Genomic DNA, 21,917 nt, shown 5'->3' with positions numbered 1-21,917 from the left:
GCCCCCACCCCCGCCACATTTATTTCATTTCAAAACACCCTCTAACCGGCTGATGATCCGTGTATTCAAATTGTATATCTATATTTTCTACCTGTTCCACATTTATATTATCTGATACGATAAACCCATCCAGCACATACACCTGTGATTCCTCATAATTCCCGCTGTAAGGCTCATTCAGAAGCCTGCAGGTCGGCGCATTATCGGACACTGCGTAGGAAAATCCCGCTGGTATCTCTTCCTTCCCCACAATCCCGGGTACCCAGCTGTCTTTATTATGGATAGGATATGTAGCCATGCCCTCGAAGGTCTGGTTAAAATCACCTCCGGCAATGACATAATTTCCTTTTTCATATTCTGACTGTAACTTTTCAGCGAGAATTTTGCTCTGTGCTATCTTTCCTTCCCCGCTGTCATAGGCTTCCAGATGGAAGTTAATCAGCACAAGCTCTTTATCCGTATTTTTGAGCGGAATTCTGGTTTCCAGCATGCAGCGCTTCAGATTGCAGGTCTTAACCGGCCATGAAAACGACTCCGGAAGAGCAATGCGCGAGGAATCGCTTACATGCAGACCAGTCATGGTGACAAGCCCGCTCGTAACCTTTCCGATTGGAGGCAGCGGGTATGGAACGTAGTCAACCTTAAAATTGCATGCAAACATTCCGGGCAGCCCCAGTTCCTGCTCATAGTAATCCTGTTCGTCAATATGGTAAGACCTCTTGGAATCCCGGTCCACTTCCTGGAGAAAATAAATATCCGCATCCTGCTCTTTCAAAATGGATGCGATTCCGCTCAGGTTGTTTTCCACTAGCTCTTTGCTATCCGGCTGCACCTTACTGCCCCCGTCCATAAAGAAATCCTCATCTTTACTCAGCCCGGCATATCCGGTATTATAGGTCAGAACTGTAAACATCTCTCCAGTCCCCAATTCAGCGGTTCCGTCTCCCGGTTCTATCGTCTCCACGGCATCCGGCCGATATTCACGGATCGTATAGTACCCCAAGATTGCAGCTGCTACAATAATGAATGCCAGCAGAATGATGCCAACTGTTTTTAGTTCTTTTTTCTTTTTCATATATTCTGGTCTCCTTACCCCCAAAAAGGATTTTCTTTTGTCTGGTGTCCTTAGCTGCCTGCTGCAGCAGACACGATCGCGTCCGCCTCTTCGCGGGTCAGATATTTTTCTTCAACCATGGAATCCAGTACCTTTTTCTGGCGCAGCCGGGCAAGTTCCGGGTTTACCGTAGGTGCATAGGCGGAGGGGGCATTTGGAATCCCAGCCAGCAAGGTGCACTCATAATCATTCATATCCTGCGGCGCTTTACCAAAATATCCCATGCTCGCATCCGCTACGCAGTAATAATCGTCTCCAAAATAAATGCTGTTTACATACAGTTCCAATATCTCATCTTTACTGAATTTTCGTTCCAATGCAATTGACATGAAGCCCTCCGCCACTTTCCTGATCAGGCTTCTCTCCTGGGTGAAATACATATTTTTGGCAAGCTGCTGTGTGATCGTGCTGCCGCCTTCAATCAGTTGACGGGCATGGATGTTATTCTTGATGGCCCGGCCAATCGCAATGGCGTCAATCCCCGGATGTTTATAAAAACGTTTATCTTCTACGGCCACAACCGCGTTCAAATAGATATCCGGCAGTTCTTTCAGCGGTGTGTACGATGGTGATGCTTTGATTTCTTCTGCTTTCTGGTCTATGCTCATATTCTCTAAAGCATCTTCGTATTTTACATAACCCTTATATCCAAAATATCCTCCCACACACAGAAGACACAGGAGAATCAATGCCAGCAGCCGTCTGATAAATTTCATATTTGTCCTCTCTTTCGTACGCTTATCTGTATCTATTGAAATTATATCAGAGGAAGATAATATTAACCTAATAATACTCTTAAAAATTTCTTAAAATCTAACACCCCTTATTCCGCGGCTTGCCCTCCATATGGTTAAGGAAGCTTTTGTAACACTACTATGCATACTAATTACTTTCTAGCACCGCAAGTAATTCTTCGGCGCTATAAAAAGCATCTCTATCATATCCCTCTGTTGCTTTCGTTTTATCATATATTTCATTTAGAGAACTGATATAATCTTCCTCCGCCATCGCTATGCCATTCCAAAAGCATTTGTAAACAAGTCTTCCGTTATTGTCATACTCTTTATTCTGTTTCAACTAAAAGTTCCTCAAACATATTAAAAATTATAATTGAGGAACTTTATATACTATACAATATCTTTTATATTTAATTATCCAATATTAGTAAAAACCTCATTTTACTTGTGATACGGTTCTCCATAACGTACGCAAGTGAGGTTTGTCTAAAATAATTCTCTCTCGTTCTCCATTAAATCTTCAGCAAGATATTTATAATCCATATTCTCTATACCCAGAATTCCATTCGAAATCTGTTCCGAAAGTTTACTTTTATAATAAATATCCATTGCTTTTCTTAAATCAATTTTTTTCTTTTCCGACAAATAACCTATAATGTTTTTTTCTAAATTTTGTTTATACAAAAAATTTAAGTTTTCTTTATCCATTATGATTTCACTCCACATTATAAGATTCTTGATAGATTAACAGTTCATTCAAAGCCTCTTGACTTACCAGACATATTTGATTATTCATTTTGTAATAGTGTAATTCTTTCAGTGCCTGTTCTTTGTTCCAAATTCCTCTGAAATACATATCTACTGTTTTGAAAACATCGTCATCCGCAACATTTCCAATAATAATATCATAATCCTGATATATCATTTCACCTTTCCGGCAGGCACAGACAAAATCAAGCCATCTTTCATTTTCGCCTTCGAGAGACAACACTTTAAAATCATTTATATCTTGTGACATCTCATATATATTTACAATAGCAGTTTTTCCTTGACGTAAGCCTTTTCTTAATGCCCATTTTTCAGCCTGTTTTTGATAGGTGGTTACATAAAATCCTTTCCCAAAATCCAAATACTTTTTAGAATAAGTTATGTCTGGTTTCTGAATTCTGATAGTCGTTCCATGAGAGACAATCATATCTGTACTCCCTTTTCTTTGACAAAATCTGTAATGTCTTCTACAAGATAATTCGCACCTAAGGTATGAAGCGTATCATAACATTTGATAATATAATCATCCAAAATACTTGTACAATTTAATATTCTTTAAACTTCTGCAGGAGATTTCTTCCAGCTTGCAGATAAATGATATATAACAAAAATACTAAATTCTAATTCTTTTTTTGTACACATATAAACCACTTCCATTTCTAATCTATGTGTTTTCTTATTATTCATATTATACCCTTTCCACTGTATAGACACAATCCTTTTTCATTTGAAACCTTCTGAATACATGATAACGGGTTAAAAACCTCATTTACTTGTGATATGGCTCCCCCTGGATAATACGGTAACTGCGATAAACCTGTTCCAGCAGTATCAACCGCATTAGCTGATGCGGAAAGGTCATTTTAGAAAAGCTCAGGGCAAAATCAGATCGCGCCAATATAGAAGAGCTTAAACCGATAGAACCTCCAATCACGAAAATGATATGGCTGGTACCGGTGACGCCCAGTTTTTCGATCTTATTGGCCAGCTCTTCTGAAGTGATCTGATTTCCCTGGATCTCAAGAGTCATGACAAAGGCATCCTCTTTGAGATGCTTTAGAAGCCGTTCCCCTTCCTTCTCACGGATACTTGTTTCGACCGCCTCGCCTGCCTGATCCGGCGTTTTTTCATCGGCAACCTCTATGATATTCAATTTACAGTATTTACTCAGACGCTTACTGTATTCTGCGATTCCATCTTTCAGATATTTTTCTTTGATTTTACCTACCGTTAAAACAGTAACTTTCATATCTTTTATTCCTTCAATTTTATTTGTATCGTCATGGGGCTAATCTGTTCTCAGACTGCAGATACCCTGTTAGGCTTTTACGGCCCATCTCATTTTTGCAGACCGGGCCCTGCTGTTTCTGGCGCATTCTTCTGCCGAAGGCCGAATCACATCCTTGGAATAGCTGCTGTAGAGCCCCTCTTGAAACAACTGCTTAAATGATTTCTTTACCAGCCTGTCTTCGCCTGAATGAAACGTCAATATAGCTACTCTTCCGTCTGGTGCAAGGATATTGGGAAGTTTTTCTAAAAACTGGTAGAGCACTTCAAACTCGTTATTAATATCAATGCGCAGTGCCTGGAAGGTTCTCTGGCAGGATTTTTTAACGGCCTCCTTTTTCTCAGCGGCAGGGAGGAAATTCAGTGCTTTGTCAATTACGTTCCGCAGCTGCCCGGTCGTTTCGATTTTATTTCCCGATTTCAGTTCAGCTGTAACCGCTCTGGAAATCTCTCCTGCATAGGGTTCGTCCGAATTCTCAATCAACATGCCCTCAAGTTCTTCCGGTTCCATGGTGCGCAGCCTCTGCGCCGCTGAGATCCCCTTTTCGGGATTCATTCTTAAATCCAGAGGCCCGTTTGTTTTGTACGAGAAGCCTCTGTCTGGATTGTCAATCTGCATAGAAGATACGCCAAGATCAGCCAGCACAAAATCAAACTGTCCGGCCTCCTTAGCTATCTGGTCTATGTCCGCAAAATTTAGAAGCTCCACAGTCAGAATCTCTGGTCCGTATCCCATACCTGCAAGGCGTTCTTTTGTTTTCACTGATTCGATAGGATCCACATCCAAGGCATAAATATGCCCCTCATGTTCCAGGCATTTCAACATTTCCAGTGTATGTCCGCCATAGCCCAATGTGGCATCCAGTCCCTTCTGGCCAGGCTGGATCTGTAGAAAATCAAGGATCTCATTTACGCAGATCGAAATAAACATTCCGGCGGGCGTACTTCCTTTCTGTATGACCTTCTCAACAATAGACGCATACTTTTCCGGGTGGAGTTCTTTGTATTTTTCTTTATAATTCCTAGGGTGCGTCCCCATATATCTGGGACGCCTTTTGTGTTGCTGTTCCTGGTTTTCCATTCTCTTTACCCTTTCATCAAAAGTGGTTTTCAGAGAAATTTCAGTCTATATAAAAACCACTTACTAAAAAACTGTGTATCTATTTAAAAACATGGACAAATATGTTTTTATTATATATCAGGAAAGATATGACGGCAATCTTTTTTAATAGGAAACTCCCATGATGCTCGAGCTGCCTGGAAAAAACATATTTTCTTTACTTCATACATAGATTGTTCTGTCAGTACCTTCAAGTAAAGGAGTAAATACTATATGAATAACTGTGATAATGGGAGAAATAACGATGCCATTAAACCGGATACCTGCCAGAAAAAAGAACTTTTTGCAGCCGACGCCCCCTATCCTCCGGTCTGTGTGGATGGTGTAAACCGCCTCTATGGAAGAATGATGCTGGATAACGTAGGCGGACAGAATTCAGAGATGACCGCTGTCAGCCTGTATATTTACAACAACCTGCTGTTGGTGGAGGATGAACGCCTATCCTATGTCTTTCACAAAATCAGTATTGTGGAGATGCACCACCTTGAGATATTCGGACAACTGGCAAGAATGATGGGAGAGAATCCCAGACTCTGGACTTACAGAGGCAATCAGATGTTTTATTGGTCACCCGGGTTTAATAATTACCCTATGGATATCAAGCCTCTGCTTATCAACGCAGTCAACCATGAACGCCAGGCCGTTCAGAAATACCGTTCTCAGTGTGCTAAGATCCAGGATGAGAATATTGTAAGATGTCTGGAGAGGATCATCATGGATGAGGAGCTCCACATTCAGATCTATGAGTCACTGTACGACGAATACTGTGGATAGCTAGTTAAGCTGCGAATTCGGCGAATCTTATCAACTGGTTTTGCCATTAAATTTGGAAGGTTTGGTTCCTGATCATAACTCTGTCCGACTGTTGAGCCACGAATTGGAGAATTTGAACCGGCCTGCAAACGCAATATTAGCTTTAGGTGGTTGCTGGCAGATGGTAAAACAATTGGAGAACGGGGGCGAACTGTCGAAAGAGACGGTTTTTATTGATGGGAGATAGCTGGAGGCCTGTGTGAACAAATATACGTTTATCTGGAAAAATCCGTAGGAAAATGGGAAACGAACATGTTCCAGAAAATATAGGAGGCTGTCTCTCCTGAATCAGGAATACATGCAAAGCTTTCAAGTAACCGAAACAACATGGACATAGGATCTGCCGGAAATCTGCCGTTTTTTGGAAGGACTCTGCAAAAGACAGCATACTGTTTTTGCCATGGAAGAGGGACACACAAGAACCGAAACCAGAAATACCTGGAACTGTTCCGGCGTTTCCTGGAACGTCAAACCATCTACGACTGGTATACCCCAGTTTTTCAGGATCGGAATAATGTCTGGACATTTCCGGTGAAAGAATCCACCTAAAAGAAAAATAAACAGGCTTATTAAAGTACGCAAAAAATCAGGGGATTATCCACAAATGAAAGGGGGTTCTCCTGATTTTTCTATAACTAGAGCGAGGGCATCGCTCAATTATCTAATTTCATAATTTTGCGACACTTTTCTTATCTATCATATCACAATTTCCCATCTGTTACAAACGACACTTTTATTTCTGCACATATTCTGGAGGGGGAGAGGGAGGTTCCGCCACAGCTCTTCAGAGGGTCACTGTGAATATTCTATATAATACCGCGAATCTCATCCAGTGATTTCAGATGATTGTCTTCCATATATTTCTCCATGCCGGCGATGATGTCCAGAGAGATATCCGGCTTCATAAATGTCGCCGTTCCCACCTGGATAATCTGAGCACCTGCCATGATAAACTCAATGGCATCCTGCCATGTAGATATTCCGCCCAGACCCATGACCGGAATATCTACTGCTTTGCATACCTGATGTACCATCCGCAGTGCGATCGGTTTGATTGCCGGACCAGACAGCCCCGCATATCCGTTGTTGAACACGCAGGCTTTTTTCTTGATATCGATTGCCATAGCAAGGAATGTATTTACAAGGGATACGCCGTCCACGCCTTCCCCCTCACACATTTTTGCCAGAGATACGATATCTTCCGCATTTGGGGACAGCTTCACGACCAGTTTGTGTTTGCTGATCTTGCGCACTTCCCGTACCAGTTCCCGTGCCGCTTCTATCTTCACGCCGAAATTCATACCACCCTCTTTTACGTTCGGGCAGGAGATGTTCAGTTCCAGGATATCCAGTTTCACGTCATTTAAGCGCTCTACTCCGCGGAAATAATCTTCTTTTGAATGTCCGCCCATATTTACAACATTTACAACATCTTTTCCGTTGATCCAATCCAAATCCTTTTCGATGAACGCTTCTATTCCTGGGTTTTCCAAACCTACACTGTTCATGATTCCGCTGGGAGTCTCCCAGATACGGATTCCGTCATTTCCGCCATGAGGATGGACGATCATCCCCTTTGAAGAAAGTCCCCCCAGTTTTTCAATATCAAACTGCTCCGCAAGTTCTCTGCCAAACCCGCATGTACCGGAAGCAAGTACTACCGGATTCTTAAATGTAACCCCTGCAAATTTTGTTTTTAATCTGCTCATCTAAGCAAACACCTCACTTCCTAAAAATACCGGGCCATCCTTGCAAGCCGTCTTGTTTCCACTCTTCGTCTTGCAGGTACAGACCTTACACATTCCAATGCCGCATGCCATACGTTTCTCCATGGAAACATACAGAGGAGCGGTAGCGTCTATCTTTTTACATTTCTCATATAAGACTTTCATCATGATCTCCGGGCCGCATGTCAGGATCACATCATAGTCCAGAGGATTGATGGAATCCGTGATAAAGCCGCCCACATCGATGATCACATTGTCCGCAACGCTTTTATATTCCTCTTCCAGCATCGCCTGTCCGCTGAATCCCAGGTAAATATCAACCTGGCTGCATAATCCCGCCTCTTTATATTTCTTTGCTGTGTAATAGAGCGGTGCAATACCGCCGCCGCCGCCTACCATCGCAATCTTTCCTTTCCCGTCTGTGGGGAATCCGTTGCCGTAAGGTCCCTGAATCTTCAATTCCTTGCCCGGCTCCAGTCTGCGGATAAGCTCCGTTCCTTTTCCTACTATTTTGTACAGGAAGGATACTGTTTCCCAGTCTGAGTCAAACACACTGATAGGTCTGGACAGTACCGGATACTCCTCCCAGCCGCGCAGCATGTAAAACTGTCCTGCCTTCGCCTGGTTCTTTTCCTCTACCTGTATCAGATAAAAATCATCTGACACCTTTTCATTTCTCCGTATTGTTCCCATAACCGGCCTCCTTGTTTATTTTTTATCTTCATACACAATCTTACCTTCGCAGATTGTGTACTTCACTTTGCCATACAGCTCCTCGCCAATAAACGGAGAGTTGCTGGATTTCGAATGGAACTTCTCCACTTTCCACTTTTCAAATTCATCAAATATCACTAAGTCCGCCTGCGCGCCCTCAGCGATATAGCCTGCATCCAGACCATAGAGTCTCGCCGGATTTAAGCTCATCTTCTTCAGCAGGTATTCCATGGTAAGGCTGCCTGTACGCACCAGATTGGTTACGCCTAAAGCAAGCGCTGTCTCCAGTCCGATAAATCCGCTTGGAGCCTTATCGATTGGACGTTCTTTTTCCTCTGTGGAATGTGGCGCATGGTCTGTAGCGATTATCTTAATAGTACCGTCTTTTAAGCCTTCTATGATGCCGTAGCGGTCTTCCTCGGTACGAAGCGGTGGATTGACTTTCGCATATGTCTTCTTCTCCAGCGCTGCGTCCTGTGTGAGGGAGAAATGCTGCGGGGTCGCCTCCGCCCAGACATCCGCGCCAAGCTTCTGTGCCAGTCTGATAAACTCTACAGATACCTTGGAACTGATATGCTGGATATTGATTCTCGCTTTTGTATTAAGCGCCAGTATACAGTCTCTCGCCACCATAAGCTCTTCTGCCAGAGCCGTAGCGCCTCCGATTCCCAGTGTCTCTGACACAGATCCCTTATTGATGCCTGCCTGGTATACATAATCCGGATCCTCCTCGTGAAGGCTCACCGGCATGTCCACTTCTTTTGCCTTTTTCAGCGCTTCATACATCAGGCGGCTGTTCTTGATGGCGATACCGTCGTCGCTCAGTCCTGCGGCCCCCGCCTGTTTCATTTCTTCAAAGTCTGTCAGTTCCTGTCCCTGCATGCCCTTTGTCACAGTAGAAACAGACAGCACATTGATTCCAGTCTCTTTACCCTTCTCCAGCACATAGGAAAGTGTCTCCGGGTTATCTACCACCGGTTTGGTGTTCGCCATGCAGATGACGGTCGTATATCCGCCGGCCGCTGCTGCGCGTGCGCCGCTCTCGATATCTTCCTTGTAGGTCAGACCTGGATCACGGAAATGCACATGTACGTCAATCAGACCCGGGGCTACGATTTTCCCTTCCGCCTCTATGACACGCTCGTAATCGTTGCTCCTCTTGTACTTTCCGATTCCTTTGATTTTGCCGTCTTCGATGATGATATCTAATGTTTCATCCATTCCGCTCTTGGTGTCAATGACTCGTCCGTCTTTAATTAAAATCATTGATTTTCCCTCCTGATATGTTCGTAGATTACCCTTGCTCCGCTGCAGATGTCATTAATCGTGGCAAATTCCATCTTGTTGTGGCTGATTCCCTTGTCGCATGGGATGAAGAGCATCGCTGTATCACACATGGTCGCGAATGACATCGCATCATGTCCGGCACCGCTCACCATGACACGGTTGGAGATGTTCAAAGACCGCGCCGCCTTCTCCAGTTTCATCTCCAAATCCTTTGTCATCTCGATAGGCGGGATACTGCTCAGCTTCTCCTCGATAAGCTGAAGATTACGCTTTCTGCATATGTTTCTCGCAGAATCTAACACGCCTCTCTCAATTCTGTCAAGACTTGCTGTATCAATTCCTCTAATATCGATTCCCATCTGCACCTCTCCCGGAATCACATTCATAGCATTGGGCTTATTATAAAGCACACCAACCGTCGCTACGGATTGATACATAGACTCCCTCTGCCCCAGACGCTCCACCTCAAGGATGACCTCTGACGCCGCACACAGCGCGTCATTTCTCATCATCATCGGTGTTGTTCCTGAATGTTCAGCCATTCCGTGGAAATAGAGATTATAGCGGATTGGACCTGCGATGGTGCTAACGATACCGAGCTCTGTATTGCACTCCTCCAGAACTTTTCCCTGTTCAATGTGCAGCTCCAGATACTCACGGATCCCTTCAATCTTCTTTGGACGTATGTTCAGCCCTCTCTCCTCGAAAATATCTCCCAGCAGTTTGCCGTCTTTGGCTACAAGCCCCTCAATATCCTGCTTGTAAACTTCCTTGGTGATAAGCCCGCTCCCAATCGTACAACACCCGAAATTGCTAGACTCCTCACACCGGAATGCACCCACACGAATTGGCACATTCAGCCCATCCTCTTTTGCCCAGCGAAGAACCATCATCCCGGCAATGACTCCGGCAACTCCGTCGTATCTGCCTCCCTCTACAACTGAGTCCAGATGGGAGCCGATCAGATAATAGCTGTTCTCCTCGCTATTGCAGATAAAGGTATTTCCAACCTCATCCGCTATGTCAAAATATCCCAGCTCGTAACCTGCAGCGATGAGCTCGTTGTGCATCTCATCCTCTTTTTCCGTATAACCAAGACGGGTGACCCCTCCGTCCACAGTCGCACCGATAGCGTAGAATCTTCTGAAAAGCCCTTCACAGTATTGCAAATCTTCCCGACTATGTACCATCTTATTGTCCTCCTACTTTACCATTTCATAAGCGTTCGTGCAAAAGTATTTGTTTGTATGAAAACAGTATATTTCTGAAGCTTATGCAATGCTATGTTCACAGACGCAAAAAACATATTCCTTTTTTGTTTATTTAGACAAAACACTAAAAAAACGCCTAAATCGCAGGGCTTTTTGTGCAATAGGAATATCATTCTGACTAGCTTATATCGAGTAGGAGGCTAATCATTGATCGATTAGCCGACCTCTCAGTCAAGTAAGTAAGAGGAATGTAGACCGCTTTAAAGGTATATCCAAGAAAATCAAACTCTGTCAGTTCTTCATCCCTTGTCCTATCCTTATCTTTGCAGTATACAATTCTTGTTTTGACAGGGTGCAGCTCCAGCTTACATTTTTCAAATCTTTTCGCAAGCTTCTCCTTTATATACAGGGCTTCTTCTTTGGTACTGCAATGAACCACTCCATCATCTGCGTATCTTTCAAACGGCGCCCGTGGGAAATTCCTTTTCATCTACATATCAAAGACATAGTGTAGAAACATGTTTGCCAGGACTGGACTAATCACGGCCCTTCGCCGATATTTGCGGCCATGGCGCACAATAAAAAAACGGGAAGTTTTATCACCTGCCTTCCCGCTTTCTTTATTATATACAATTTTACCCAGAACTTCCTTTATCTGCCGCAGAGCTTTTTCTCCAGCACCATAAAATACAGTTTGAAATTGTCCTCCTGTTTTTTTACATCCAGCCCGGTTAGCTCCTTAATCTTATTGAGCCTGTATTTTATCGTATTCTTATGCGTATACATACAGCTCGCCGTCTCGTCCATATTCCCGTTGCATTCAAAATAGATAATAAGGGTATCTACCAGCTCCTGATTCTTTAATTTCCCCAGTATACTGGAAAACAGACTCTCCTGCTTGTGCTGCAGAATCTCCCTCAGACTGCTGTAGAGCTCCAAATCCTTGAACTGATAGGTCTTTTTCAATGGCTCGAGTATTTTTCCCAGCTCCATCGCCTGTACTGCCTCTTCATAGGAACGGCGGATTCCCACTGCGTTTTTCCTCGCCGTTCCAATCCCGACTTTCCAGTCACAGGGAATAGAAAGGCTGTCCAGTATCACACGCATCTCTGTCAGAACAAAGGGCAGGTATTGTTCCAGAATTGCTTCCTCCCTGCTATACAGAAATAAAAGCATCCCTTTCTCCAATTTGAAACTCCCGCAGAATAATTCTTTGGATAGGCTCTCTGTAAAATTTGCCAGTCTGTCTACAGCGAATCGGATCATACGGGAGACATTGCCCTCCTGTGCGTCGTCCGTGTCAAATTCCAGTATCAGCGACTGAAAGCAGTCTTTTTCAATGTCCACTTTCAGAAGACGCCCTTCTTCCTGGAGCATCCTTTCATTAGATGAGGGATGAAAAATGATATCAGATATATACTTCCCCAGCATCTCCTTACGGTTGCTCTCTATCATGATGACATTCATAGCATCCATAATGATGTCAATATATGTCATCTCGTAAGGAATCCGGAGCAGTGGAAAATGATTCTTATTTGCGATACTGATCATCTTGTCGGATATCCTGTGCGCATACTTCCCGGTCTTTACCGCGAGACAGGCACTACGGGTCTCCATCAGATCATAGAGAAGGCAGCACTGCTTTTCCTCGTCATCTCCGATGGAATAGAGACTTGTTATCAGAAAGTCCTCTCCTCTTAGCCATTGTATAACGTCGGGTACCTCCATCACAGTCACGGTTCCCACATTGACATCCAAGCAGTCCGTCCCTGTGACCAGTTCCAGATTTTTCAGCGAACGAAACTGTAGTAAATCCCTAAGTTTTGCCATCTGTGTAAGCTCCTGTACTATCCCAATATATCTTTTAGCTGCTTTAAGCCGCTAATCCTATATGTGCTCTTCTCATCCTGTTCTGTTTCCTGCACATCACCTCTGATAAACCAACATGTATCGATGCCATAATTGAGTCCGCCTTTGATATCTGAACTGTAGGAATCTCCAACAATAAGTGCTTTCTTCTCATCGAAATCTGGAATATGTTTCTCCACATATTCAAAGAACTCTTTCGAAGGCTTCTGGGCTCCCACTTCCTCAGAGACAAAGACGTCTTCAAAATATTTATCCAGCCCGGAAGCCTTTAAACGCTTTCTCTGCGTAGCTGACACTCCGTTGCTGATAATGAACAGGCGGTATCTGCCTTTAAGCCACTGGCAGACCTCTTCCGCGTCCTTTATCATCTGTGTGCCTTCATTCAAGTAAGAACGGTATTTCTGCTCCCATTCTTCTCCATTAACTTCTACGCCAAATTCCTGCATTGTCAGGGAAAATCTTGTATTGAGGACTTGGCTCCTCTCGATATCGCCCTGTTCATATTCTTTCCAGAGTCTGTCATTGATCTTCTTATACACCGGAAGATATTTTTCCGGCTCCTCATAGCCATATCCTTCCAGAACATGAAGGAAGGACTCTCTCTCATTTGCCTGGAAGTCCAGCAACGTATCGTCAATATCCATCAGGAGATATTCATAATTATTCGCCGCTTTTATCTCATCGATCTTCTGATTCGTGTCGACTACCTTTTTCGCTATCATCAGCAAGTGCAACTTGAAACTGTCTTCTGTATCATGCACGTCTAGACCTGTAGATTTTTTCACATTTGCCAGATACTCTCTGACCAAATCTGACGGGATATCCAAGACCTTCGCCGTCATATCGATATCTTCTTTGCATTTGTAGTATTTTGCCAGCACATGAATCTCTGTCTTTGTAAGCTGTCCGAACACGATATCTGTAATCTGCTTTCCATAGTTGGTGACCATGGCATTGATAGAACTGTAAATCTCCATTCCCATGTAATCCAGGAGCACTCTCTCCTTTTTAAAGATTTCTCCTGCCTTCACCGCTTTCATTGCATAAGTGTAGGTACGCTTAATTCCCGCGATACCCTTCTCCGGCAGTCCAATCCCCACTCGGATCTTCTTGTCTGTCTCAAATGTATCCAGACGGTCGACCGCCTCCTTCTTAAAAGCGGGGAGTATCTCCGTGATCTCATCCTTAGTATGCCCTACCAGGAACGTCGACACTCCGTTATCCACGTAGAAGAACTGGTTCCCGCTGATTGCTTTATTAACAGAAGGCAATGCCTTCATACCGATAAGATGCTCTTTTAAACGTTCCTTTTCCTCAAAAGTCCCTTGTTCTGTGGAAGGATAGAGAAAGGCCACTCCCAGAAAGACATCTTCGTTCACATCAAACCCCAGTTTCTTCCCGAACTGCGCCACTAGTCTTTCATCCTCATAAAAATAGTTCACCACATCATTAAAATACGTCGAGAATCCGATTGATTTCATGCTGCTGTACATCTTACTACCTCCCAATTGCCTGACTCATCATTTCTTAATCATTTTCCTTCATTCCCGTCCTTTATATCCCAGGAAGAAATAATTATAATACACTACTATTTTCAATCTGTCAATATAATTTTCTGATTTTAACGCCATCTTGAAACCTCTGACTCCTTATATCTTATTATGAATTTAAAAATTTATAAAAACTTTGTTAAATAAGACAAAATTTTCTATAATTTCTTATCCTACTTAAGGATTGTAAGTTCTTTTCCTATCCGTTAATATAGTTAATAAAAATGGCGGTGTGCTATGGGTACAAAAAATAGGTCACACATGTTCTGCCGCCTCTTCGTTTTTGCAAAAACGTCACATTCTTAACAAGGAGGTTTTCATACTATCATGAAAAAGCAAAAATCCACAAATTCTCTGGCAGGAAAAATGGTCATCGCTTTGATACTTGGTATCGTGGTCGGCTTCTGCTTCATGTGGCTTAGAGAGACATTGAATAGTTCCGGAAATGAAGCTGTCTGGAGTACCATCAACAACATCCTGTTCCAGGATATTACTGCGGAAGGCGCGAACAGCGCGATTGGTTTGTTCTACATCATCGGTCAGATGTTCATCCGTTCCCTGCAGCTGGTAATCGTTCCAATGGTGTTTACATCCATCGCTCTGGCGATTGGTACTATTTCTGATGCCAGGACACTGGGACGTATTTCTTTTAAGACAATCGCATGGTTCCTGCTGTGCTCCTTCTTTGCACTGCTGCTAGCAGGCATCGTAGGTATGTTGCTCTACTCAAACGGATTATTTAATGCAAACATTTCTGGTCTTACTGCTTCCGAAGGTTCTACATCATCAAACCCTCTGCTCGTCATTTTGAATGTAGTTCCGTCCAACGTTACGGCTGTATTCAGCAACAATACCGCAGTGCTTGCTGTCGTATTCCTGGCAGTCTGCCTCGGATTGTGTATGAATGTCGTCGGAGAAGAGAAATCCAGTACTTTGAAAAAGCTGTTCACAGAACTCAATAATATCATTGTTGTCTTTCTGAACTTTATAGTAACAAAAATCGGTCCTTTCGCAATCTTTGTTCTGATTTCCAGAACCTTTGCTACATATGGTATCGACTATCTGCGTCCGGCGCTGGTTTATGTTATAACAACAGTAATCCTTCTGCTCATCTATCTCTTCCTAGGTTACGCGCTGATCATCCGTTTCGGTACAAAGCTGAACCCGATGCCATTTGTTAAGAAGATTTCAAAAGTTGCTATGTTCGGTTTCTCCACTTCCTCAAGCGCGGCTGCACTTCCACTGAACTTGGAAACAACCTCTCAGGAACTTGGAGTAGATGAGAAGATAGCTTCCTTCGTACTTCCACTTGGTATGACCATCAACATGAACGGAACGGCTATCATGCAGGTTATCGCTACTCTGTTCGTCGCAGGATGTTCAGGACAGCAGGTAACCATCCCTACACTGATTATGATCGCTGTATTGGCACTGTTATGTTCCGCAGGAACACCTGCAGCTCCTGGAGCAGGTGCGGTCATTCTGTTCACCATCCTTTCCGGATTCGGATTCACATCCGATACCGCGCTCCTGGCATACAGCCTGATCCTGGCGATTAACAGACCAATCGAGATGTTATGTACATCCCTGAACGTAGTCGGAGATTCCTGTACATGTATCTATGTTGCTAAATCTGAGGGAATGCTCAACGAGAATGTTTACAACAGCCAAGTTAAATAGATCCTTATTGTACTCTAAAGTTAAAAAAATTTCTTTGTCAATATGGTGCTGTGATCAGGAACTTTTATTCCTGCCAGCAACCACATAAAGTTAATATCGCGTTTGCACGCCGTTTCTTTTATGGTATTTTGAATTACACGTCATAATTATTTATACCAATGATTACGGGTTCTTTGGGATCCGTTTTCTGTTTTCGGATATTAAAAGAGAGCTGTTGCTCCAGTAGTTTATTCATCTACTTTTGCAACAGCCCTTTTTTAATTGTCTAGCACTACTGCTATTTCTTACATAGGATTAGCGGCCAGATACGCTTCTGTCAATTCCACCGCATCTTCAATGCATTGATCACAGCTGCAAATAGGCCTGTCGGAGCCGATTCCTTTTAATTCACGGCAGATGATAGACTGGTTCTTCTCACGGAATTTTGCTGCGCACTCCTTTACTTTCTTATAGGTGTCCGCTTTTGTAGATTTCCCTTTTTCAAGGCTTCCTACACTGTTCTGCAGCCCTAGTATCATAGTCATGCCGGACACGGCACCGCACACTTCCATCATACCCATGCCAAATCCGAATCCTTCTGAAATCCGAAACATCTCCTCTTCCGATATGCCGAAATCCCGGCAGAATGCGCAGGCTACGGCCTGACAGCAATTATAACCTTTTTTATGATATTCCAGTGCGGTTTCTTTTCTGGTCATAGCAGTTCCTCCTGTGTAAAATCAGCTTCTTTATTTGTTCAGATATTCATCAATGCCTTTTGCACCTGCTTTTCCAGCGCCCATTGCAAGGATCACTGTGGCAGCACCCGTTACAGCATCTCCGCCTGCATAAACCCCCTCTTTGGATGTCTGTCCGTTTTCTTCTTCCGCTACGATACATTTTCTTCTGTTCACTTCAAGGCCTTTTGTTGTAGAAGAAATCAACGGATTCGGAGAGGTACCGAGTGACATAACGACCGTATCCAGTTCGATCTCATACTCGGAGCCTGGAATCTCTACCGGGCGTCTTCTTCCGGATGCATCCGGCTCGCCCAGCTCCATTTTGATCACCTTCATTCCCTTTACGTATCCGTTATCGTCCACGAGGATTTCCTTTGGATTGGTAAGAAGGTCAAAAATAACACCCTCTTCTTTTGCATGGTGAACCTCTTCTACTCTGGCCGGAAGCTCTGCTTCGCTTCGTCTGTAAACAATATGTACCTCGGCACCAAGCCTTAATGCAGTTCTTGCCGCATCCATGGCAACATTACCGCCGCCAACTACAGCCACTTTTTTCCCTGCAACAATCGGAGTATCGTAATTGTCATCAAATGCCTTCATCAGGTTGCTTCTTGTCAGATATTCATTGGCTGAGAAGACCCCGTTTGCATTCTCTCCCGGAATTCCCATGAACATTGGAAGACCAGCGCCTGAGCCGATAAATACGGCTTCAAAGCCTTCTTCTTCCACGAGCTGGTCTATGGTTGTTGATTTACCGATTACGACATTAGGCTCGAATTTGACACCTAACTCTTTAACTTTTTCGATCTCTTTCGCAACCACCTTTTGTTTTGGAAGACGGAATTCAGGAATTCCATATACAAGTACGCCGCCGAGTTCATGCAGCGCTTCAAAAACAGTTACGTCATATCCCATCTTTGCCAGGTCTCCGGCGCAGGTAAGCCCTGAAGGTCCAGAACCGATGACTGCCACTTTATGTCCGTTCTTCGTCTCGGGACACTCCGGTTTGATATCATGTTCCAGCGCATAATCCGCTACAAATCTCTCAAGTTTACCGATCGAAACAGGCTCTCCCTTGATTCCGCGGATACATTTCCCTTCGCATTGTGATTCCTGAGGACATACACGTCCGCAGATAGCCGGAAGTGCGGATGCTTTTCCGATTACTTTATAGGCTTCTTCTATATTGCCTTCTTTTACTTTTTTAATAAAACCTGGAATATCGATTGCTACCGGGCAGCCGTCGATACATTTGGCCACTTTACATCCAAGGCATCTGTTTGCCTCCTCCATAGCCTCTTCCCGGTTATATCCAAGGCAGACTTCTTCAAAATTCGTTGCACGTACTTTCGGGTCCTGCTCTCTTACAGGCACTTTCTTTAATACATCAGCCATTAGTTGTCACCTCCGCAGTTTCCGCATCCACCATGATGAGTGTCTCCTTCTTGTACTTTCAGCATCGCACGGCCTTCTTCTGTCTTATACATCTGGCTCCTCTTCATTGCCTGGTCGAAGTCTACAAGATGTCCGTCGAATTCCGGGCCGTCAACGCAGGCAAACTTGATCTCATCGCCTACCTGAAGGCGGCATGCGCCGCACATTCCGGTTCCGTCTACCATAATCGGGTTCATGCTGACAATTGTCGGCAAATCCAGTTTCTTAGTAAGCAGACATACGAACTTCATCATGATCATCGGTCCGATTGCCACGCAAACATCGTACTGTTTTCCCTCGTTCTGCACCAGGTCCTCGATAACGGCCGTAACCATGCCGGAACGTCCATAAGAACCGTCGTCCGTTGTAACATAGAGACAGCCTGCTACAGACGCAAGCTCTTCTTCAAGAATCAGCATGTCCTTCGTCTTGGAACCTACGATAACATCGGCTTCAATGCCGCGCTCATGCAGCCACTTTACCTGTGGGTAAACGGGCGCCGCACCCACACCTCCGGCTACAAATAATATCTTTTTATTCTTCAGTGCTTCGATATCTTCAAGAATAAACTCGGACGGGCATCCGAGCGGACCGACAAAATCCCGGAAACTGTCTCCCTCTTTTAAGTACGCCATCTTCGTTGTGGACGCACCCACTTCCTGGAATACAATTGTAATCGTTCCCGCCGCTCTGTCATAGTCGCAGATTGTAAGCGGAATTCTCTCACCCTTATCATCCATCTTAACAATCACAAACTGTCCTGGCTGGCAGTGGCTGGCAACACGCGGTGCATGTACATCCATAAGATAAATCTTATCAGCCAGTTTTTCTGCTTTTAATATCTTGTACATCTTATTCCTCCTTGTAAAAAATCACCCTTTCCTTATAATACGCTATAAATAAAGGATTGGCAAGTGTTCTTTCAAAAAACAGAACATGTTCTGTTTTTCCTGTTACTGTTCACACCCTACGGGCGTGCACAGTAACTTTTCCCTTTCATAAAAATGGGGCAGACACATTCTCGTGCCTGCCTCCATCCATAAGTACCAGGGAACCATTCAATTAAAAATCAACTTCTGTTCCATAGTAAATGCAGTTAAATAATCTTTCCATCTCTGCAGGAGTAATGCTTCTCGGATTAGAACCTGTGCAGGCATCACCTACGGCCAGTTCGGAAATATGTGCAATTTTTTCTTTGAATTCCTCTTCTTTAATACCGAATTCTTTCAGGGTCTTTGGAATGTTCAGCTGAACATTGAAATCGTCAATCTTTTCACAAAGGCTGTTGATCAGAGCCTTTTCGGAAGTCCCCTGAAGTCCTGTCCTGCGCGCGATTTCGGCATAACGTTTTGCGGCAACAGGATCTTTTGCATTGTACTTAATTACATATGGAAGGTACATTGCATTTGCGCATCCGTGTGTAATATGTCCTGTTGAAAAAGCAGCACCTGTTTTATGAGCCATTGAGTGTACGATACCAAGCAATGCATTTGAAAATGCCATTCCTGCCAGGCACTGTGCCGTATGCATCTGCTCTCTGGCATCCATGTTGCCTCTGTAGGAAGCCGGCAGGTAATCAAATACCATCTCAATTGCCTGAATTGCCAGTGGATCTGTAAATGCACAGTTTAAAGTAGAAACATATGCTTCGATCGCATGGGTAAGTGCATCCATCCCTGTATATGCAACCTGTTTTGCGGGAAGTCCCTCTACCAGTTCGGAATCTACGATTGCAACATCCGGTGTGATATTGAAGTCAGCCAGCGGATATTTTACGCCTGTCTGATAATTTGTGATAACGGAGAACGCCGTTACTTCCGTTGCGGTTCCTGATGTAGACGGGATTGCTGCAAACTTTGCCTTCTGTCTTAATTCAGGGAAGTTAAACGGAATACATAAGTCTTCGAAAGTCACCTCAGGGTATTCATAGAAAGCCCACATTGCCTTGGCTGCATCTATCGGGGAGCCACCGCCCATCGCAACAATCCAGTCCGGCTCAAACGCACGCATCGCCTCGGCGCCCTTCATAACCGTTTCAACAGACGGATCCGGCTCAACCCCTTCAAAAAGCTCTACTTCCATGCCTGCATCTTTCAGGTATCCGACTGCTCTGTCAAGGAAGCCCTGACGTTTCATGGAACCGCCTCCCACGACGAGAATTGCCTTTTTCCCTTTCAGGTTTTTCAGTTCTTCCAGACAGCCTTTTCCGTGATAAATGTCTCTTGGTAATGTGAATCTGCTCATTTTATTGCATCTCCTTTATAAGTACGTCATTTTTTTAACATGCTAATTATAACACTGTTAAAGTTTTAACGCAACCCAAATACAGGTAAAATCATGTTAAAAGTTGCACAAAAATATCGCTGCAATTATGTCAAAAATATACACAATTGCAGCGGCGTTATTCTTTACTTATTCAGGCAGTTCCAATACATAATTTCTCTTTGTAATCTGTGTGGTTTTGCCGCTTTTGCTGACAAGAACCGCGCAGAACATCGTCTGCCCTTCCGGCATATCAATAGGGCCTTCATATTTGGCGGAAGCAGCGCTGGGATCCGTTCCGTCCATTGTATAATATGCAGTATACCCCTCCGGCACATTGATTGTTATCTGTGTTGCCGTATCATACTGGCCTGTGGACGGGGTTACTGCGGGTGCATCTTCTACCGGAATGTCCACGTTGTATACTCTTGAAGCTGTAAGACTCGGAATCTTTTTCTTATTGACGGAGATTGCCTTTATCGTAGTCGTCCCCTCTTCCAGGAGAATCGGATCCTGATATTTCGTGCTGGAGGTATCCGGTTCGGAACCATCCGTAGTATAATAGATAGCTTCACCTGCGGAGCTTAAGGATACTTCCTGTACCTCCGGATAGGTACCCTCTTCCAGGCTGAATTCCGGCTCTTCGGACACGTAGGACTTTACGCCGAGAAGAACGTTGTCATCCTCGCAGCCATCCAGCAGTTCCGATATTTTTAGCAGCTGCTTAGTCTCCACGTAAAAGTCTATGGCTGCTTGATACAGTTCCACATTGGAGGGCTGGGCGCTTATGGCAGTCATAAAGACCGCTTCCGCCCCTTCCAGGTCGTCCTGCTGGCTGTATACCTTAGAAAGGCCAGTATAGGCCTCTGCTCTCTTATCGTTTTTTGAGATCGCCTTATTAAAATAGTTTTCCGCCTGCGTATAATCATTGGTAACAAGTGCCTGATTTCCTTTGCGGATTTGTCCGGTATAGGAGTTCTGATAAAAAACAAATCCAAGCACGCCCGCCAGAATCAGCAGGACAAGCACGATGATGAGCGTTCTCTGCCGCCTTTTTTTCGCAAGTCTTTTTTTGCGGGCAATCTGCTGGCGCCGTCTTTCTTCAGCCTCATTTCTTTCCTGCCGCATGGAGCCTGTACTCTGGCGCATGGATCCGGTTGCCATTCTTCCAGTCTGACGCATAGGACCTGTATTTCTGCCTGTCTGGCGCATGGGGCCGGTAGAGGACCGGCTGCCCTGACGCACGGAACCTGTGGAAGTGCGGCCCGTCTGATACCTGGAATCGGCTCCTGGCTGACGCGAAGAACCCGATGCTACTCTGCCGGGCTGCCGCCCCTGTCTCGCTGCCGCATTTCTCCGGGCGCGTATCTCATCCAGTTCTCCCTGGTTCAGTACTCTTGTCGAATTACTGTACTCTCTTGTTCCGTCACGGCGGTATCTTCGGATATCGTCTGTCCTAATCTGTCTTGTGGCGTCTTCGATAGAACCCTTCACTTCCTGAGCGAGGACATCTTCCAGAGGATTATAATCTGGTACAATCTGAACTTCCATATGGCATTTCGGGCAGTAAAGCATATCGTCCGGAATCATGGCACCACAATGTGTACATCTCATCTTATTTCCTC

Annotated in this window: 22 protein-coding genes; 2 read left to right on the top strand and 20 right to left on the bottom strand. The window is 44.4% G+C overall.

From position 1 onward, the window contains the following. Positions 1-19: 19 nt before the first annotated feature. The 8 genes from ARB69_RS12980 to rsmH all read right to left on the bottom strand — a co-directional run bounded on the left by ARB69_RS12980 (position 20) and on the right by rsmH (position 4,987). Positions 20-1,075: an endonuclease/exonuclease/phosphatase family protein gene (locus ARB69_RS12980; RefSeq protein ID WP_055153493.1), complete on the bottom strand. Its 1,056-nt coding sequence runs from the start codon at positions 1,073-1,075 to the stop codon at positions 20-22. A 50-nt stretch (positions 1,076-1,125) separates the two neighbouring features. Next, complete coding sequence (locus tag ARB69_RS12975) at positions 1,126-1,830, bottom strand: transglycosylase domain-containing protein (RefSeq protein WP_055153491.1); 705 nt, start codon at positions 1,828-1,830, stop codon at positions 1,126-1,128. A gap of 166 nt (positions 1,831-1,996) precedes the next feature. After that, positions 1,997-2,191 carry a hypothetical protein gene (locus ARB69_RS12970; protein ID WP_055153489.1) on the bottom strand — a complete coding sequence of 65 codons (195 nt, stop codon included), beginning with the start codon at positions 2,189-2,191 and terminating at the stop codon, positions 1,997-1,999. Positions 2,192-2,337: 146 nt separating this feature from the next. Then, the gene (locus tag ARB69_RS12965) at positions 2,338-2,559 is read right to left on the bottom strand and encodes a hypothetical protein (RefSeq protein WP_070102421.1); all 222 of its coding nucleotides are present in this window, start codon (positions 2,557-2,559) and stop codon (positions 2,338-2,340) included. Between the two features lie 7 nt (positions 2,560-2,566). Further along, on the bottom strand, positions 2,567-3,046 hold the full coding sequence (locus ARB69_RS12960) for a DUF3990 domain-containing protein (protein ID WP_055153487.1): 480 nt from the start codon (positions 3,044-3,046) through the stop codon (positions 2,567-2,569). After that, complete coding sequence (locus tag ARB69_RS28280; RefSeq protein WP_278313009.1) at positions 3,043-3,171, bottom strand: DUF3791 domain-containing protein; 129 nt, start codon at positions 3,169-3,171, stop codon at positions 3,043-3,045. Before ARB69_RS28280 ends, ARB69_RS12960 begins: the two co-directional genes overlap by 4 nt. Before the next feature lie 217 nt (positions 3,172-3,388). Next, a complete protein-coding gene (rlmH, locus tag ARB69_RS12950) occupies positions 3,389-3,868 on the bottom strand; it encodes a 23S rRNA (pseudouridine(1915)-N(3))-methyltransferase RlmH (RefSeq protein WP_055153485.1) in 480 nt (159 codons plus the stop codon). A 69-nt stretch (positions 3,869-3,937) separates the two neighbouring features. Beyond that, the gene (gene rsmH / locus ARB69_RS12945) at positions 3,938-4,987 is read right to left on the bottom strand and encodes a 16S rRNA (cytosine(1402)-N(4))-methyltransferase RsmH (protein ID WP_055153483.1); all 1,050 of its coding nucleotides are present in this window, start codon (positions 4,985-4,987) and stop codon (positions 3,938-3,940) included. Between the two features lie 384 nt (positions 4,988-5,371). Between rsmH and ARB69_RS12940 the strand changes: the two genes are divergently transcribed. Further along, positions 5,372-5,800, top strand: a complete 429-nt coding sequence (locus ARB69_RS12940) for a ferritin-like domain-containing protein (protein ID WP_025657395.1) — start codon at positions 5,372-5,374, stop codon at positions 5,798-5,800. Positions 5,801-6,645: 845 nt separating this feature from the next. Here ARB69_RS12940 and ARB69_RS12930 read toward each other — a convergent pair. The 7 genes from ARB69_RS12930 to ARB69_RS27705 all read right to left on the bottom strand — a co-directional run bounded on the left by ARB69_RS12930 (position 6,646) and on the right by ARB69_RS27705 (position 14,140). Continuing rightward, on the bottom strand, positions 6,646-7,548 hold the full coding sequence (locus ARB69_RS12930) for a dihydroorotate dehydrogenase (protein WP_055153479.1): 903 nt from the start codon (positions 7,546-7,548) through the stop codon (positions 6,646-6,648). Continuing rightward, entirely contained in the window at positions 7,549-8,259 is a 711-nt protein-coding gene (locus tag ARB69_RS12925) for a dihydroorotate dehydrogenase electron transfer subunit (RefSeq protein WP_055153477.1), read from the bottom strand. A gap of 15 nt (positions 8,260-8,274) precedes the next feature. Then, entirely contained in the window at positions 8,275-9,546 is a 1,272-nt protein-coding gene (locus ARB69_RS12920) for a dihydroorotase (protein WP_055153475.1), read from the bottom strand. Next, a complete protein-coding gene (locus tag ARB69_RS12915) occupies positions 9,543-10,757 on the bottom strand; it encodes a M20 family metallo-hydrolase (RefSeq protein WP_055153473.1) in 1,215 nt (404 codons plus the stop codon). Before ARB69_RS12915 ends, ARB69_RS12920 begins: the two co-directional genes overlap by 4 nt. Positions 10,758-10,956: 199 nt before the next feature. After that, positions 10,957-11,268: a reverse transcriptase domain-containing protein gene (locus tag ARB69_RS28275; RefSeq protein ID WP_055153471.1), complete on the bottom strand. Its 312-nt coding sequence runs from the start codon at positions 11,266-11,268 to the stop codon at positions 10,957-10,959. 161 nt (positions 11,269-11,429) lie between these two features. Then, positions 11,430-12,608, bottom strand: coding sequence for a PucR family transcriptional regulator (locus tag ARB69_RS12905; RefSeq protein WP_055153469.1), 1,179 nt, complete (start codon positions 12,606-12,608; stop codon positions 11,430-11,432). 17 nt (positions 12,609-12,625) lie between these two features. Continuing rightward, positions 12,626-14,140, bottom strand: coding sequence for a YjjG family noncanonical pyrimidine nucleotidase (locus tag ARB69_RS27705; protein WP_242857590.1), 1,515 nt, complete (start codon positions 14,138-14,140; stop codon positions 12,626-12,628). Between the two features lie 384 nt (positions 14,141-14,524). On the opposite strand from ARB69_RS27705, the gene ARB69_RS12895 reads away from it, so the two are divergent. After that, positions 14,525-15,877: a dicarboxylate/amino acid:cation symporter gene (locus ARB69_RS12895; RefSeq protein ID WP_055153467.1), complete on the top strand. Its 1,353-nt coding sequence runs from the start codon at positions 14,525-14,527 to the stop codon at positions 15,875-15,877. Positions 15,878-16,161: 284 nt separating this feature from the next. Here the strand turns inward: ARB69_RS12895 and ARB69_RS12890 are convergent, their stop codons facing one another. The 5 genes from ARB69_RS12890 to ARB69_RS12870 all read right to left on the bottom strand — a co-directional run bounded on the left by ARB69_RS12890 (position 16,162) and on the right by ARB69_RS12870 (position 21,906). Further along, the gene (locus ARB69_RS12890) at positions 16,162-16,575 is read right to left on the bottom strand and encodes a C-GCAxxG-C-C family protein (RefSeq protein ID WP_055153465.1); all 414 of its coding nucleotides are present in this window, start codon (positions 16,573-16,575) and stop codon (positions 16,162-16,164) included. A 30-nt stretch (positions 16,576-16,605) separates the two neighbouring features. Continuing rightward, a complete protein-coding gene (gene gltA, locus ARB69_RS12885; RefSeq protein ID WP_055153463.1) occupies positions 16,606-17,991 on the bottom strand; it encodes an NADPH-dependent glutamate synthase in 1,386 nt (461 codons plus the stop codon). Continuing rightward, the gene (locus ARB69_RS12880; protein ID WP_055153461.1) at positions 17,991-18,881 is read right to left on the bottom strand and encodes a sulfide/dihydroorotate dehydrogenase-like FAD/NAD-binding protein; all 891 of its coding nucleotides are present in this window, start codon (positions 18,879-18,881) and stop codon (positions 17,991-17,993) included. Before ARB69_RS12880 ends, gltA begins: the two co-directional genes overlap by 1 nt. 211 nt (positions 18,882-19,092) lie before the next feature. Beyond that, positions 19,093-20,274 carry an iron-containing alcohol dehydrogenase gene (locus tag ARB69_RS12875; protein WP_055153459.1) on the bottom strand — a complete coding sequence of 394 codons (1,182 nt, stop codon included), beginning with the start codon at positions 20,272-20,274 and terminating at the stop codon, positions 19,093-19,095. A gap of 168 nt (positions 20,275-20,442) precedes the next feature. Continuing rightward, on the bottom strand, positions 20,443-21,906 hold the full coding sequence (locus tag ARB69_RS12870) for a chitobiase/beta-hexosaminidase C-terminal domain-containing protein (RefSeq protein WP_055153457.1): 1,464 nt from the start codon (positions 21,904-21,906) through the stop codon (positions 20,443-20,445). Between the last annotated feature and the right edge of the window lie 11 nt (positions 21,907-21,917).

The sequence above is a fragment of the Faecalicatena contorta genome, assembly GCF_001404335.1.
GTDB lineage: Bacteria > Bacillota > Clostridia > Lachnospirales > Lachnospiraceae > Faecalicatena > Faecalicatena contortus_B.
Note: the sequence above shows the minus strand (reverse complement) of the source record. Positions and strands in the feature narration are given on the sequence as shown.

Bases quoted from the DNA above. Each gene is read 5' to 3' on its own strand.
- ARB69_RS12980 (WP_055153493.1), bottom strand. From the start codon at position 1,075: ATGAAAAAGAAAAAAGAACTAAAAACAGTTGGCATCATTCTGCTGGCA.
- ARB69_RS12975 (WP_055153491.1), bottom strand. From the start codon at position 1,830: ATGAAATTTATCAGACGGCTGCTGGCATTGATTCTCCTGTGTCTTCTG.
- ARB69_RS12965 (WP_070102421.1), bottom strand. From the start codon at position 2,559: ATGGATAAAGAAAACTTAAATTTTTTGTATAAACAAAATTTAGAAAAA.
- ARB69_RS12960 (WP_055153487.1), bottom strand. From the start codon at position 3,046: ATGATTGTCTCTCATGGAACGACTATCAGAATTCAGAAACCAGACATA.
- rlmH (WP_055153485.1), bottom strand. From the start codon at position 3,868: ATGAAAGTTACTGTTTTAACGGTAGGTAAAATCAAAGAAAAATATCTG.
- rsmH (WP_055153483.1), bottom strand. From the start codon at position 4,987: ATGGAAAACCAGGAACAGCAACACAAAAGGCGTCCCAGATATATGGGG.
- ARB69_RS12940 (WP_025657395.1), top strand. From the start codon at position 5,372: ATGATGCTGGATAACGTAGGCGGACAGAATTCAGAGATGACCGCTGTC.
- ARB69_RS12930 (WP_055153479.1), bottom strand. From the start codon at position 7,548: ATGAGCAGATTAAAAACAAAATTTGCAGGGGTTACATTTAAGAATCCG.
- ARB69_RS12925 (WP_055153477.1), bottom strand. From the start codon at position 8,259: ATGGGAACAATACGGAGAAATGAAAAGGTGTCAGATGATTTTTATCTG.
- ARB69_RS12920 (WP_055153475.1), bottom strand. From the start codon at position 9,546: ATGATTTTAATTAAAGACGGACGAGTCATTGACACCAAGAGCGGAATG.
- ARB69_RS12915 (WP_055153473.1), bottom strand. From the start codon at position 10,757: ATGGTACATAGTCGGGAAGATTTGCAATACTGTGAAGGGCTTTTCAGA.
- ARB69_RS28275 (WP_055153471.1), bottom strand. From the start codon at position 11,268: ATGAAAAGGAATTTCCCACGGGCGCCGTTTGAAAGATACGCAGATGAT.
- ARB69_RS12905 (WP_055153469.1), bottom strand. From the start codon at position 12,608: ATGGCAAAACTTAGGGATTTACTACAGTTTCGTTCGCTGAAAAATCTG.
- ARB69_RS27705 (WP_242857590.1), bottom strand. From the start codon at position 14,140: ATGTACAGCAGCATGAAATCAATCGGATTCTCGACGTATTTTAATGAT.
- ARB69_RS12895 (WP_055153467.1), top strand. From the start codon at position 14,525: ATGAAAAAGCAAAAATCCACAAATTCTCTGGCAGGAAAAATGGTCATC.
- ARB69_RS12890 (WP_055153465.1), bottom strand. From the start codon at position 16,575: ATGACCAGAAAAGAAACCGCACTGGAATATCATAAAAAAGGTTATAAT.
- gltA (WP_055153463.1), bottom strand. From the start codon at position 17,991: ATGGCTGATGTATTAAAGAAAGTGCCTGTAAGAGAGCAGGACCCGAAA.
- ARB69_RS12880 (WP_055153461.1), bottom strand. From the start codon at position 18,881: ATGTACAAGATATTAAAAGCAGAAAAACTGGCTGATAAGATTTATCTT.
- ARB69_RS12875 (WP_055153459.1), bottom strand. From the start codon at position 20,274: ATGAGCAGATTCACATTACCAAGAGACATTTATCACGGAAAAGGCTGT.
- ARB69_RS12870 (WP_055153457.1), bottom strand. From the start codon at position 21,906: ATGAGATGTACACATTGTGGTGCCATGATTCCGGACGATATGCTTTAC.